The 12,665-nt window shown below is 71.9% G+C and carries 13 protein-coding genes and 1 tRNA gene; 10 read left to right on the forward strand and 4 right to left on the reverse strand.

What is annotated here, in order from left to right; all coding sequences use genetic code 11:
- The first annotated feature begins 31 nt into the window (after positions 1-31).
- The gene (locus tag FHX82_RS02635) at positions 32-2,599 is read left to right on the forward strand and encodes a CHAT domain-containing protein (RefSeq protein ID WP_229880820.1); all 2,568 of its coding nucleotides are present in this window, start codon (positions 32-34) and stop codon (positions 2,597-2,599) included.
- A complete protein-coding gene (locus tag FHX82_RS02640) occupies positions 2,596-3,228 on the forward strand; it encodes a class I SAM-dependent DNA methyltransferase (protein ID WP_145935351.1) in 633 nt (210 codons plus the stop codon). The genes FHX82_RS02635 and FHX82_RS02640 overlap by 4 nt, the downstream gene beginning before the upstream one ends.
- Position 3,229: 1 nt before the next feature.
- Here the strand turns inward: FHX82_RS02640 and FHX82_RS02645 are convergent, their stop codons facing one another.
- Together FHX82_RS02645 and FHX82_RS02650 are read right to left on the reverse strand one after the other, a co-directional pair.
- Positions 3,230-3,979 (reverse strand): polysaccharide deacetylase family protein, encoded by a 750-nt coding sequence (locus tag FHX82_RS02645; protein WP_145935352.1) that lies wholly within the window; start codon positions 3,977-3,979, stop codon positions 3,230-3,232.
- A gap of 53 nt (positions 3,980-4,032) precedes the next feature.
- The gene (locus tag FHX82_RS02650; protein ID WP_145935353.1) at positions 4,033-4,476 is read right to left on the reverse strand and encodes an SRPBCC family protein; all 444 of its coding nucleotides are present in this window, start codon (positions 4,474-4,476) and stop codon (positions 4,033-4,035) included.
- A 63-nt stretch (positions 4,477-4,539) separates the two neighbouring features.
- On the opposite strand from FHX82_RS02650, the gene FHX82_RS02655 reads away from it, so the two are divergent.
- A complete protein-coding gene (locus FHX82_RS02655; RefSeq protein WP_145935354.1) occupies positions 4,540-4,749 on the forward strand; it encodes an antitoxin in 210 nt (69 codons plus the stop codon).
- A 641-nt stretch (positions 4,750-5,390) separates the two neighbouring features.
- Here the strand turns inward: FHX82_RS02655 and FHX82_RS02660 are convergent.
- Entirely contained in the window at positions 5,391-6,344 is a 954-nt protein-coding gene (locus tag FHX82_RS02660) for a prephenate dehydrogenase (protein WP_308431587.1), read from the reverse strand.
- Between the two features lie 6 nt (positions 6,345-6,350).
- Positions 6,351-7,607 carry a M20 metallopeptidase family protein gene (locus FHX82_RS02665; protein WP_145935355.1) on the reverse strand — a complete coding sequence of 419 codons (1,257 nt, stop codon included), beginning with the start codon at positions 7,605-7,607 and terminating at the stop codon, positions 6,351-6,353.
- A 48-nt stretch (positions 7,608-7,655) separates the two neighbouring features.
- Between FHX82_RS02665 and FHX82_RS02670 the strand changes: the two genes are divergently transcribed.
- The 7 genes from FHX82_RS02670 to FHX82_RS02700 all read left to right on the forward strand — a co-directional run bounded on the left by FHX82_RS02670 (position 7,656) and on the right by FHX82_RS02700 (position 12,662).
- A complete protein-coding gene (locus tag FHX82_RS02670) occupies positions 7,656-8,138 on the forward strand; it encodes a tRNA adenosine deaminase-associated protein (protein ID WP_145935356.1) in 483 nt (160 codons plus the stop codon).
- Entirely contained in the window at positions 8,138-8,587 is a 450-nt protein-coding gene (locus tag FHX82_RS02675; RefSeq protein WP_145935357.1) for a nucleoside deaminase, read from the forward strand. Before FHX82_RS02670 ends, FHX82_RS02675 begins: the two co-directional genes overlap by 1 nt.
- 48 nt (positions 8,588-8,635) lie before the next feature.
- Complete coding sequence (locus FHX82_RS02680; protein ID WP_145935358.1) at positions 8,636-8,851, forward strand: CsbD family protein; 216 nt, start codon at positions 8,636-8,638, stop codon at positions 8,849-8,851.
- A gap of 33 nt (positions 8,852-8,884) precedes the next feature.
- Positions 8,885-8,971: transfer RNA gene (locus FHX82_RS02685), tRNA-Ser, on the forward strand.
- 183 nt (positions 8,972-9,154) lie between these two features.
- Positions 9,155-9,670 carry a PM0498 family protein gene (locus FHX82_RS02690; RefSeq protein WP_145935359.1) on the forward strand — a complete coding sequence of 172 codons (516 nt, stop codon included), beginning with the start codon at positions 9,155-9,157 and terminating at the stop codon, positions 9,668-9,670.
- 94 nt (positions 9,671-9,764) lie between these two features.
- Positions 9,765-10,178, forward strand: a complete 414-nt coding sequence (locus FHX82_RS02695) for a hypothetical protein (protein WP_145935360.1) — start codon at positions 9,765-9,767, stop codon at positions 10,176-10,178.
- A gap of 132 nt (positions 10,179-10,310) precedes the next feature.
- Positions 10,311-12,662, forward strand: coding sequence for a DUF8508 domain-containing protein (locus FHX82_RS02700; protein ID WP_145935387.1), 2,352 nt, complete (start codon positions 10,311-10,313; stop codon positions 12,660-12,662).
- Positions 12,663-12,665: the final 3 nt, after the last annotated feature.

The raw sequence follows: 12,665 nt of genomic DNA on the forward strand, positions 1-12,665 counted from the left end.
CGCTGCACACGCGTGTGCTCAGATAGCTGATGTGGCCGGACCTCCTGAACTGCACCGCGTTCTCGCGCGAGTCAGGGACCTGCACTCCCGTGCGGCCGACGCGTCCGGCAACCTCCACAACGCCGTCGCCCTGCGCCTGCTCAACCGGGCGCTGAAACTCCTCGACGCCGCGGGCTCACTCGACGAGCCGGAGCACGTCGAGCTGCGCGTCCGCCTGCTCATCAGCCTCTCCGTCGCCGAAGCCGAGATCGGGTCCACCGAGACCGGGCTGGCGCACCTGGACGACGCGGCCACGTTGCCGGTGGGTGACCTGCTCCGCGCGGTGATCGACGCGCAGCGCGCGCTCGTGCTGTGCCGGGTCGGCCGGTTCGCCGAGGCGCTGGAGCTGTTCGACGCGATGATCCCGGTGCTGGACCGCGACCCGGAGGCGAACGCGCTGCCGCTGGCGCGGAACCTGATGAACCGCGCGCTGGTCCACATGAGCCTGAACCAGCCCGCCGCCGCGCTTTCCGACCTGCGGCGCTGCATCGATCTCGCCACCCACCACGGATTCGACCGCATCGAAGCCAAGGCGCGGCACAACCTCGGCGACCAGTCGCAGCTCGTCGGCGACATCCCGGAGGCGCTGCGGCACTACGAGCAGGCGGCGCGCCTCTACGAGTCGGTGAGCCCCGGCTGGCTGCCGCGCCTGCGGCTGGACCAGGGCCGCGCGCTGCTGACCGCCGGTCTCGCCGAGGAGGCCGCGCGGCACCTGGACGAGGCGCTGCCGGAGCTGCGCCGCAGCCGGGCGATCCAGGACGTCGCCGAGGCGGAGGTGGCCCGCGCCGCCGCCGCGATACTGGAGCGCGACTTCTCGTTGGCCCGCAAGGTGGCCACCGAGGCGCGGCGCCGGTTCCTGCGCCGTGGCAACGAAAGGTGGGCCGAGGTCGCGGCGCTGGCGAGGCTGCGCGCGAACGCGACCGAGGCGCTGGAGGAGACCGGACGGCCGAACCGGGGGTTGGCGCGCGAGCTGGGGGAGCACGCGACGCGGCTGGCGGAGCTGGGGCTGCGGGACGAGGCGGCCGTGGCGCGGCTGCTCGCGGTGCGCGTGCACCTGCGCCGCGGGGCGGTCGACGTGGCGGAGGAACTGCTCGGGCAGGTGCCGAAACCCCGGCGCACCACACCGGTCGACCACGTCATGTTGCTGCGCCTGTGCCGCGCCGAACTCGCCGTGGCACGCGGCAATTCGCGGTCGGCGCTGGCGCAGGCGCGGGCCGGGTTCGCCGAGCTGAGCCAGGTGCGCGACCGGATGGGCGGGCTGGACCTGGTGTGCGGCACGGCCGTGCACGGGCAGGAGCTGGGGCGCGTCGCGGTGGGGCTGGTACTCGGTGGTGCGCGCGGCAACGCGGGCGCGCGGCGCGTGTTCGCCTGGCAGGAGCGGACGCGGGCGCAGGTGTACCGCTACGAGCCGCTGCCGGAGATCGCGGATCCCGTACTGGCGCGGCTGATCACGGAGATGCGGCACGTGCAGCGCATCGCGCAGCAGAACCGGCTGGAGGGCAAGCCGGCCGGGGCGCTGGAGCAGCGGTACGTGCGGTTGCAGCGGGAGGCGAGCAGGCTCGGCTGGTACACGAGCCCGTGGGGCAGGCCCCGGCCGGTCGCCACGCCCGAGGAGGTCGCCGAGGCGCTCGGCGAGCGCGCGCTGGTGAGCGTGATCGCGCACGAAGACCGGTTGTCCGCGGTCGTGGTGCGCGACGGACGGTTCCGGCTCGTCGAGCTGGGGCCGCTCGCGGAGACCGTCGAGATCACCAAGCAGTTGCACGCGGACCTCAACGTGCTCGCGCCCGACCATCTGCCCGCGCCGCTGGTGGAGGCCGTGACGCGGTCAGCGGAGAAGCGGGCCGGCATGCTCGACCGGCTACTGGTGGCGCCGCTGGCGGACGCGATCGGCGACCGGGAGCTGGTGATCGTGCCGCTCGGGCCGTTGTACGCGTTGCCGTGGGCGGCGTTGCCGTCGTTGCGGGGGAGGCCGTTGTCGATCGCCCCGTCGGCGACGGCGTGGCACAACGCGGTGGAGCGTGTCGAATCGGAGCCGGTGGTGCTGGTCGGTGGGCCGGGGGTGCCGGGCGCGATCGGTGAGGTGCGGGAGCTGCGGGCGGTGTACCCGAAGGCCCGGCTGGTCGACGGTCCGAGCGCGACGAGCGACGCGGTGCTGGCGGCGCTGGACGGTTCGGGTTTGGCGCACCTGGTGGCGCACGGGGCGCACGAGCCGGGGAACGCGTTGTTCTCGCGGCTCGACCTCGTCGACGGTCCGCTGTTCGCCCACGAGACGACGCGGTTGAAGCGCCCGCCGGAGCGCGTGGTGCTGGCGGCGTGTGAGTTGGCGATGAGCCACATCCGGCCGGGCGAGGAGGCGCTGGGCTTCGCGGGCGCCCTGCTGGCGGGCGGTTCACGGACGGTCGTGGGCGCGATCGCGAGGGTCGGCGACCACGCGGCGGCGGAGGCGATGACCGAGCTGCACCGCCGCCTCGCGGACGGCACGTCTCCGGCGCTGGCACTGGCGGAAGCCACGGCGGCCGACCCCTTGCGGCGGCCGTTCCTGTGTCTGGGGGCGGGTTGACGACGGAGTGGCTCGACGACATCCGCAAGTCGTACGACACGGTGGCAGCGCCTTACGCCGACCAGGTGGGGAAGCTCTTCGCCGCGGCGCCGCACCAGCACGCCGCGATGGCGGCGTTCGCGGACCTCGTCCGGACGGCAGGCGCCGGGCCGGTGGCGGACATCGGCTGCGGGCCTGGCCACGTGACCGCTCACCTGCGGGAACTGGGGCTCGACGCGTTCGGGCTCGACCTGTCCCCGGCGATGATCGACCTGGCGCGGCGGGATCACCCTGGCTCGCGGTTCCTGGTCGGCTCGATGACGGCCCTCCCCCTCGCCGACGATGCGGTCGCCGGCCTGCTCGCGTGGTGGTCGCTGATCCATCTGCCCGACGACGTGGTTCCGGCGGTGCTGGCGGGTTTCCGGCGGGTGCTGCGCGCAGGGGGCCCGCTGTTGCTGGGGTTCCACGTCGGCGACGAAGCCGTGCCGAAGACCAAGGGCTACGGCGGCCACCCGATGCACGTCCACGTCCACCGGCGGCGACCGGAGCGCATGGGTTCCTGGCTGCGCGAGGCCGGATTCACCGTGGAGGTTCAGACGATCGTCCGCCCCGAGGACGAGGTTCCGTCGGCGATCCTCTTCGCTCGCTGAGTCAGCCCAGGAAGTCCGCCAGCGGTACGGGAGTCAGACCGTCCACTTGGGACTGTCGGGTGAACGCCGCGAAGTCCTCCACGAAGGTCTTGCGGAAGTGCATCAGCACGATGTCCCCGGCCCGCAGGTGCTTGCCCTCCTGGAAGTCGACCCGGCCGTCGTTCAGCGATGCCGTCCACAGCACGCTCACGCGCATCCCGCAGTTCGCCGCGGCTTTCAGGGTGTTGCCGTCCCACGAGCCGAACGGCGGGCGGAAGAACACGGGCCGCACGCCGAGCGAACGCTGCAGGTCGTCGGCGTCGTCGCAGATCTCCTTCTGCTGGAACGCCAGGGACTTCCCGCGCAGGTCCGCGTGGTCCACCGTGTGGTCGCCCAGCGTCGCGCCCGCCGCGAGGATCTGCCGGAAGTAGTCCTCGTGCCCGCGCACGTAGATCTCGTTCAGGAACAGCACCGGGTGCACCCCGGACTCGCGCAGCAGCCGCGGCGCGTCCGGTTGCTGCACGGCGCCGTCGTCGATCGTGAGGAACACGTACGGCTTGTCGACCGCGATCCGGCTCACCTGCGGCACCTTGCCGCCGGTCACGGGCGCCGCGTGCTGTTGCACCTCGCCGAACGGGTAAGGCGTGCCCGGCGGCAGCGGCGCGGGGCTGTACGTCGGCACCGACGCCTCGATTCGGGCGGCACACCCGCTCACCAGCAAAACGACCGCGAGCACGACAGCTCGCCACGACACCGTCCGGTCCCCCTTCATGACAGAAAGGTCGCGCGAGGGGACGTTGACGTTGCACGTACTGGGACGTGATCTCAGTCGCGTTCGGCGGCGCGGACCAGCCGGGCGGACAGGAACGAGATCGCTCCGCGCAGCGCCTGCCGCGCCACCGGACCGGTCCCGGGCACCTTCTCGGTGAACGACCCCCGCCAGCGCAGCTCGGTGCCACCTCCCGGCCGCGGCGTGAAGGTGACCTCGGCGCGGTAGTCGTCCACCGGTGCCGAGCGGGCGAAGGTGTAGACGTGGCGCCGGTTCTCCTCGTACTCCAGGGTCTCCTCGTACATGAACACGGGGAACAGCCCGACGCGGCGCACCGCGCCCACGTCGCCGGGACGTTCGGCCCACCGCTCCCAGCCGGACTGGACGATGAGCGGTTTCGCCCACTCCGACCAGCGGGCGCCGTCGGTTTCCAGCCGGAAGAGCCGCTCGGGCGAGGCGTTGCTGGTGCGGAGGACCTCGAAGGAGAACGTGCGTGCCATGCCGGACATCATCGAACAGGTGATCGTGGGGCGCTACCCGTCAGTACGGTGTTCGATGGCCGGATGGGCATGAACTTCGACGACATCAGGAAGAAGGCCCAGGACGCACTGGGCCAGAACGCCGGGAAGATCGAGGAGGGCATCGACAAGGCGAGCGGTTTCGCCAAGTCGAAGCTCGGGCAGCACGCCGACAAGATCGACAACATGGCGGGGAAGGCGAAGGACCTGCTGCACCGCTCCCAGGGCGGGCCGGGTTCGCCGGACCAGGACTGACACGCTCCGCGACGGTGCGCTGGATCTGACGCGCCGCTCACGGTGCCGCGGCCCAGGGCCGGGGGTGGCAGTGGCGTCGCGTGAGCGCCGTGGATACGGCCGGGAGCCGCCGAGGGGCCTGGCCGTGCCGCCGGGCGTTCTCGGTGGATGGGCCTGTCGGGCGTGGAGGTGGCGGCTGGTGAACCGCCGTGTGCTTCGGCTACGCGGTCGGGGATCGCCGTGGATGGGGCTGTCGGGAGTGGCCGCATAGCCCGGCTTCGCCGGGTCCCGCCCGCTTGGGCGGGGTGCCGGGGGCGGTCGGCTGGTCTGGCTAGGGGCGTGGAGGTGGTGGCTGGCAAGTCGCCGTGCGGTTTGGCCGTGCCGTCGGGCGTTCGCGGTGGATGGGGCTGTCGGGAGTGGCCGGATAGCCCGGCTTCGCCGGGTCCCGCCCGCTTGGGCGGGGTGCCGAGACTGAGTGCGGGGTGGCGTGACCGTGTAGACGTGGCGGCTGGCGAGCCGCCGCGTTCGGGGATCGCCGTGGAGGTGGCTGTCGGGAGTGGCCGCGGGAAGCCCGGCGTCGCCGCACCCCCGCGCTTGAGCGGGGGTGTCGGCAGATCTGGCCGTGCTGCCGGGCGTAAAGGCGGCCCGGGAGAGGCGCCGCCTCAGAGCACTTCGCCGATGGCGACGTCCTCCGTGATGGCCGTGATCCGGCCGCCGCGGTCGCCCACCGCGCGCAGGCCCGCGCGGGCGTCCGGCGCGGTCAGGTCCAGCCGGATGCCGCTGGCCGTCTGGGCACGCCAGTGCGCAAGCGCTTGCGCGCCCTCGTGGCCGGACTTGATCGTCGCCGCCAGGCCGCCCGTCGAGGCGAGTGAACCGCGCATCGCGCCGAGCCTGCCGAGCGCCTCGTCGAGCACGGGCAGCAGCGCGTCCCGGTTGCCCTCGGTCATCGCCCGCACCAGTTCCGGCCGCGTGCCCGCGACGCGCGTGCCGTCCGTGAACGACCCCGCGGCCAGTGCCAGCGCGACCGGCCCGCCTTGCGCCCCGATCGTGGCGAGCACCTCCGCGAACAGGTGCGGCAGGTGGGAGATCCGCGCGACCGCCTCGTCGTGGGCCGCCGCGGTGAGCGGGACGACGTGCGCCCCCACGTCCAGCGCGAGCCGCGCCACTTCCGCCCACGCCCCGAGGTCCGTGTCGTCCTCGACACACGTCACCCACGCCGCTCCGCGGAACAGCGCCTCGTTCCCCGCCGCCCAGCCGGACTCGGCCGTGCCCGCCATCGGGTGGCCGCCGACGAACCGCGCGTCAGGCACGGCGGACCGCGCCGCCGCGAGCACTGGGGACTTCACACTCGTGACGTCGGTGACCAGGCAGTTCGGCGCGCAGCTGCCGACCTGGCGCAGCACGTCGCGCACCGCGGGCAGCGGCACCGCGAGCACCACGAGCGCGTCCTGTTCCGCAGCCCGCCGCAGCGCCGCCTCGACGTCTGTGGAAACGTCGAAACCGGCGGCGTCGACCGGGGAGGCACTGGCGCCCCAGGCCTCACGTCCCGCCGCGGAGGCCGCGCGCAGCAGCGAGCCGCCGATCAACCCGAGCCCGATCACGCATACGTCTCGCACGGAGCGTCATCCTGCCAGTGATCGCCGCCCAGACGCACGCAACGCGTCGAGCGCGTACGCCGCGTACATTGCCACGCCCGAGGGAAGCGCGCTCTCCTCGTGCAGCACGCGGTTCGAGTGGTTCGAGGCCGCCTCCTCGGGATCGACGCCGGGCGGGCACGTGCCGAGGAACGCGAAGGCGCCCGGAACCCGTTGCAGCACGTACGAGAAGTCCTCGCCGCCCATCATCGGCGCCGGCATCGGGACGGCGTTGTCGGCGCCCAGCACCTCGCGGCCCAGCGCGAGCACCCGCTCCGCCTCCACCGGGTCGTTCGCCGTGACCGGGTAGCCGGGTTCGAGGTCCACCTGGACCCGGCAGCTGTACGCCGATCCGACCGCTTCGCAGACCTTCGGCAGCTCCGCACGCACCAGCGCCCGGCTGTGCTCCGACAGCGTCCGGAAGGTGCCTTCGAGCTCGGCGACCTCGGGGATGATGTTGCTGGTCGTGCCACTGGAAATCCGCGTCACGGACAGCACCGCCGGGTCGAACACGCTGACTCGCCGGGTGATCATCGTCTGCAGCGCGCCGACCATCGCGGCCGCGGCGGGCACCGGGTCGATCGCGTGGTGCGGCGACGAGCCGTGCCCGCCCTTGCCGATCACGCGGACCAGGAAGTTGTCCGTCGACGCCATCATCGGTCCCGGCCGGGTCTGCAGCTGCCCGGCGGCGATGTTGGCCGACACGTGCACCCCGAACGCCCGCTCGACGCGCTCGCCCGCCGCGTCGAGCACGCCCTCGTGGATCATGTGCCGCGCCCCGTGGAAGCCCTCCTCGCCGGGCTGGAACATGAACACGACGGACCCGGTGAGCTCGTCGGCGTGCGCGGCGAGGAGCCGGGCCGCGGAGGCGAGCATGGCGACGTGCGTGTCGTGCCCGCACGCGTGCATCACGCCGTCCTCCGCCGACGCGAACTCCAGGCCGGTGTCCTCCTGCAGCGGCAGCGCGTCCATGTCGCCGCGCAGCAGCACCGACGGGCCCGGCCGGGCGCCGCGCAGGACCGCGGTGACGGAGGTGGTCGACTTGCCGAGCGTCACCTCCAGCGGCAGGTCTTCGAGCGCGCGCCGGACCGCGGCCTGCGTGCGCGGCAGGTCGAGGCCGCGTTCGGGGTGCCGGTGGAGGTCGCGGCGCAGCTCGACGGTGGTCGCCTGCAACGCTTGTGCCTCGGCCAGCAGACCGGCGAACCGGGCGTCGGGCAACGAAGGCAGGTCGGTGGGTCCGCTCATGTGTCGATACTGACCCATGTCCCTCCGCCCCAGGTATACGGTGTGCGCATGTCGGTGAAGGAGCCGGTCGCGGGGTTCGCCGTGGCTGTCGTCCGTGAGGACGGCAAGTGGCGGTGCAGCGCGTTGGATTCCGAGGCGCTGACGAATCTGGACGCGGCGATCACGGCACTGGGGAAGCTGCGCTCGACGGGCGCGGTGTTCGGCCTGCTGGCGGTCGACGACGAGTTCTTCGTGATCGTCCGGCCCAGTCCGCGTGGTCCGTCGCTGCTGCTGTCGGACGCCGCGGCCGCGCTGGACTACGACATCGCCGCGGACGTGCTGGACGTGCTGCGCGTCGACCCGCCGGACGAGGACGACGACTCGATCTGGCCCGAGGGCGACCTGGAGATCCTGGCGGACGTGGGGTTGCCGGGGCCGGAGCTCGAGGTCATCACGGGCGAGGTCGACCTGTACCCGGACGAGCAGCTGCAGATGATCGCCCAGCGCTGCGGGTTCGCCGACGAGTTCGCACAACTGCTCGACGAGATCTGATGGACGCCGCCTTGGTCCGCGTCGCGATCGAGGCCGCGCGCGAGGCCGGGCCGGACGTCCCGATCGGCGCGGCGGTCTTCGGCCCGGACGGGGCGTTGCTCGCGTCCGCGCACAACGCGCGCGAGGAGCGCGGCGACCCGACGGCGCACGCGGAGGTCCTGGCGCTGCGCGAAGCGGCGCGCGTGCACGGTGACGGCTGGAGGCTGGAGGGCTGCACGCTCGCGGTGACGGTCGAGCCGTGCACGATGTGCGCGGGCGCGCTGGTCCTCGCGCGGGTGGCGCGCGTGGTGTTCGGGGCGTGGGAGCCGCGCACGGGCGCGGTCGGGTCGCTGTGGGACGTGGTGCGCGACCGGCGGCTCAACCACCGGCCCGAGGTGGTGGGCGGCGTGCTGGAGGACGAGTGCGCTGAGTTGCTGGATTCCTTCTTCGCGGGTCACCGGGACGTGTGACGCCGGCTGGTCGCGGGTAACCGTCGGTCAGGTCGGAAGGAGGAGCGGATGAGCGTTCTGGAGCGTGCGAAGAGCAGGTCCCGCCAGCTGGTCGGGGCCGCGAAGCAGGAGTTCGGCCGCCGGACGGGCAACCAGCGTCTCGCGGCCTCCGGTCGGCGCGATCGTGTGGTGGGCAGTGTCCGCGAGACCACGAACGAGGTCCGCGACTGGGCGACGACCGCGGCGCGCGACGCCCGCCGCCGGTTCGGCAACCGCCCTCGGTGAAGCGCGCGGAGGGCGTGCAGTACCCTAGTCGGCGGTAGCGTGTCCGAGCGGCCGAAGGAGCACGACTCGAAATCGTGTGACGGTTAACCCCGTCCGTGGGTTCAAATCCCACCGCTACCGCTGGAGACAGACGAGACGCCGGGTCCATCGGGCCCGGCGTTTTGTCGTTTCGTCTCAGTTGGCGCCGGCTTGGCTGGGCGGAGCCACGGGGATGAGGTGCTCAATGGGCTACCTCTTCGTCGGTGGTCGTCGTCATGCGATTTCCTTCCACTGTGCGCTCTTCGGCCTGCGATGCTCTGTGTTGTGCTCTCGGTCCGGATGAATGACTCGGCTGTCGCCTTGCTCGGTGAGCGACCGCTTCCCGCGCTCGCTCCCGGCTTGCGTGAGATGGCGGTTCGGGGCATCGAACGTCGGGACGCAGTCCTGACGTGGGCCGGATCGCCATTCGCCGCGGTCAGGTCGGCGCCTTCCTCCGACCTGACCGGCTGGGAGTGCGACGAGACCTCGTTTCACCTGGAACGCTTCGTGCCGGTCGACAAGACGACCGACGAAGGTGTGCCGCACATTCCCGAGGAGGGACAGCGGATCCTGCTCAGCCAGGGACTCGCACTCGCATTGGCTCTGCGGGAGCAGGTCTACGCACTGACCCCAGTCGTGCCGGTCCGGTGCATCGTCGCTGCGAACGAGACCAACGGGACCTTCCGGTTCCACCAGATCCGCCCCGGGGAGGGCTGGAACGTGCCCGATCTCGACTTGTACCAGTCGGACAAGGTGCTCGTTGTCGACATTGAGCCGCCCGGCACAGCGGCGCGGCCGTAGAAGCGCAGTCGTCGTGTCGGTGCGCGTTTGACCTGAAAGACATTCGGGTAGTCCCGCCGGACCGTTCGTTGAACAGACAGCGAGAGGTGGGGCGATGGGGGCGTGTGGGGAGCGGGCGCATCCCGCGGTCGGGGGCGCCGGCCTCAGGGCGTGGGCCCGGTCGTTGCTCATCTCCGAGTGGGCCCCCGAAAGCGTGCTCGACGTGCTCGTCGTCCTCGAAGAGCTGGTCGCCCACGTCTGCGCGACCAGTGGCGCCACCAGCGTCCGGCTGACCTACCGCAGCGGGAACTGCCTGCGGATCGAGGTCGTCGCCGGGCAACCACCCGTGCCGCTCTCCCCGGACGTCGGCGGCCTCCTGGTCCGGAACATCGCGCGGGCCTGCGGCACCACCGGAACCACCTACTGGGCCGACGTCTCGCTCACTCCCCGCCGGGTGCCGGCCGCGTTGCCGGGCGGTCGGGCGCTGGCCAGCGGCGGCTTCGAACTGGCACGGCCCTCGGTCAACTAGCGTGCCGAACCGTTACCTGTTGTTACAGCTCAGTCTTCCCCTGTCTCACTAGTTCGAGGGAGGATGCCTCGACCGATCGAGAGTTGAGGGGAACTGAGGGTGATCTCTCGCAGAACGGGTTTCGTGGCCTTCATGGCAGCCGCCGGGCTCATCGCCGCCACTCCGGCCGCGCTCGCCGCGCCCAGCACGGACGTGCTCATCGGCGAGGTCTACGGCGGCGGTGGCAACTCCGGCGCCACGCTGACCAGCGACTTCATCGAACTGACCAACGCGGGCGGAGCGGCGGTGAGCCTCGCCGGGTGGAGCGTGCAGTACCTGCCCGCGAGCCCGAGCGCGTCCAGCAAGTGGCAGGTCACCCCGCTGACCGGCAGCGTCGCCCCGGGTGCGCGTTACCTCGTTGGTGAGTCCACCGGATCGGGTGGCACCGTCGCGCTGCCGACGCCTGACGCGTCGGGCTCCATCGCGATGGCCGCGGGAGCCGGCACCGTCGCGCTCGTGCACGGCACCACCGCCCTCACCTGCCTCACCGCGGCCGACTGCGCGGCAGACGCCTCGATCCACGACCTCGTCGGCTACGGCAGCGCGACCGTCCGGGAGACCAGCCCCGCGCCGGCCGCGAGCAACACCACCTCGGTCTCCCGCACGGGCGCCGACACGGACAACAACTCGACGGACTTCACCGCGGGCACGCCCACCCCGACCAACGGCAAGGGCGAGACCGCGGGCGGCAGCACGCCCGCCATGCCCGCGAAGATCCACGACATCCAGGGCACCACGCGGATCTCGCCGTTGAAGGGCCAGAAGGTCTCGGACGTGACCGGCGTCGTCACGGCGATTCGCTCGTTCGGCTCCTCGCGCGGCTTCTGGTTCACCGATCCGCAGCCCGACAGCGACCCGCGCACGAGCGAGGGCCTGTTCGTCTTCACCGGCTCGACCACCCCTGCGGTCGCGGTCGGCGACGCCGTCACCGTGAGCGGCACGGTGAGCGAGTACTACCCGGACAGCCCCACCGACTCGATCTACCAGTCCACCACCGAGCTGACTGGTCCACAGTGGACGATCCAGTCGAGCGGAAACCCGTTGCCCGCCCCGACGGTGCTCACCCCCACCACGGTGCCGGACGCGCTCGCCCCGCAGGTCGGCGGCAACATCGAGAGCCTGCCGCTGGAGCCCGCGAAGTACTCGCTGGACTTCTGGGAAGCGCACGAGGGCGAGGTCGTCAGCGTCAGCGACGCGCGTGTCGTCGGCCCGAGCAACTCCTACAACGAGCTGTACGTGACGACGAAGCCCCGCGAGAACCCGACGCGCCGCGGCGGCACTGTCTACACGGGATACGACGACCCGAACACCGGCGTGCTCAAGGTCGAGTCACTGCTTCCGTTCGCCGAGCGCCCGTTCCCGGTCGTCAACGTCGGCGACTCGCTCACCGGCGTCACCTCCGGCCCGGTCGAGTACGACTCCTACGGTGGCTACACGCTGGAGGCCACCGCGCTCGGCCAGGAGCGCAGCGGCGGCATCAAGCATGAGGTCACGCGCAAGCAGCTGCCCGACGAGCTGGCCGTGGCGACCTACAACGTCGAGAATCTGTCCGCTGTGGACACCCAGGACAAGTTCGACCAGCTGGCGCACGGCATCGTCGACAACCTGCGCTCTCCGGACGTCGTGACCCTGGAGGAAATCCAGGACAACAACGGCGCGGCGACCACCTCCGACACCGTGGTGGCAGCCGACCAGACGCTCAAGCGGTTCACCGACGCGATCGCCGCCGCCGGCGGCCCGCGTTACCAGTGGCGCGAGATCGACCCACAGGACGACACCGACGGCGGCGAGCCGGGCGGGAACATCCGCGTCGGCTTCCTGTTCAACCCGAGGCGTGTGTCCTTTGTGGATCATCCGGGCGGTGACGCGACCACCGCGGTGTCCGTGGTGAAGCAGCGCGGCCAGGTGCACCTGTCGGTGTCGCCCGGACGCGTCGACCCGACCAACCCGGCGTGGGAGGACAGCCGCAAGCCGCTGGCCGGCGAGTTCGTCTTCCAGGGCCGCACGGTGTTCGTGATCGCCAACCACTTCAACTCGAAGGGCGGCGACCAGCCGACGCATGGCCGCTACCAGCCGCCGACGCGCAGTTCGGAGGTGCAGCGCGGGCAGCAGGCGCAGGTGTTGCGCGGGTTCGTCGACCAGCTGCTGGCCGCGGACCGGCACGCGAACGTGATCGTCGCGGGCGACCTGAACGACTACCAGTTCTCCCCGGCGCTGCAGACGCTCACGGCGGGCGGCAAGCTGACCGATTTGATCGACACGCTCCCGCAGAGCGAGCGGTACAGCTACGTCTACGAGGGCAACTCGCAGGTGCTCGACCACATCCTCACCGCGCAGACCCCGTGGTGGGGTGTGGACTACGACGTGGTGCACATCAACGCGGAGTTCGCCACGCAGGCGTCCGACCACGACCCGCAGATCCTGCGGTACCGGCCGCTGTTCTGAACC

The organism is Amycolatopsis bartoniae, assembly GCF_014191255.1.
Lineage (GTDB): Bacteria > Actinomycetota > Actinomycetes > Mycobacteriales > Pseudonocardiaceae > Amycolatopsis_E > Amycolatopsis_E bartoniae.

Coding starts and splice junctions, on each gene's coding strand:
- FHX82_RS02645 (WP_145935352.1), bottom strand. CDS start 3,979: ATGAAGGGGGACCGGACGGTGTCGTGGCGAGCTGTCGTGCTCGCGGTC.
- FHX82_RS02650 (WP_145935353.1), bottom strand. CDS start 4,476: ATGGCACGCACGTTCTCCTTCGAGGTCCTCCGCACCAGCAACGCCTCG.
- FHX82_RS02655 (WP_145935354.1), top strand. CDS start 4,540: ATGGGCATGAACTTCGACGACATCAGGAAGAAGGCCCAGGACGCACTG.
- FHX82_RS02665 (WP_145935355.1), bottom strand. CDS start 7,607: ATGAGCGGACCCACCGACCTGCCTTCGTTGCCCGACGCCCGGTTCGCC.
- FHX82_RS02670 (WP_145935356.1), top strand. CDS start 7,656: ATGTCGGTGAAGGAGCCGGTCGCGGGGTTCGCCGTGGCTGTCGTCCGT.
- FHX82_RS02675 (WP_145935357.1), top strand. CDS start 8,138: ATGGACGCCGCCTTGGTCCGCGTCGCGATCGAGGCCGCGCGCGAGGCC.
- FHX82_RS02680 (WP_145935358.1), top strand. CDS start 8,636: ATGAGCGTTCTGGAGCGTGCGAAGAGCAGGTCCCGCCAGCTGGTCGGG.
- FHX82_RS02695 (WP_145935360.1), top strand. CDS start 9,765: ATGGGGGCGTGTGGGGAGCGGGCGCATCCCGCGGTCGGGGGCGCCGGC.
- FHX82_RS02700 (WP_145935387.1), top strand. CDS start 10,311: ATGGCAGCCGCCGGGCTCATCGCCGCCACTCCGGCCGCGCTCGCCGCG.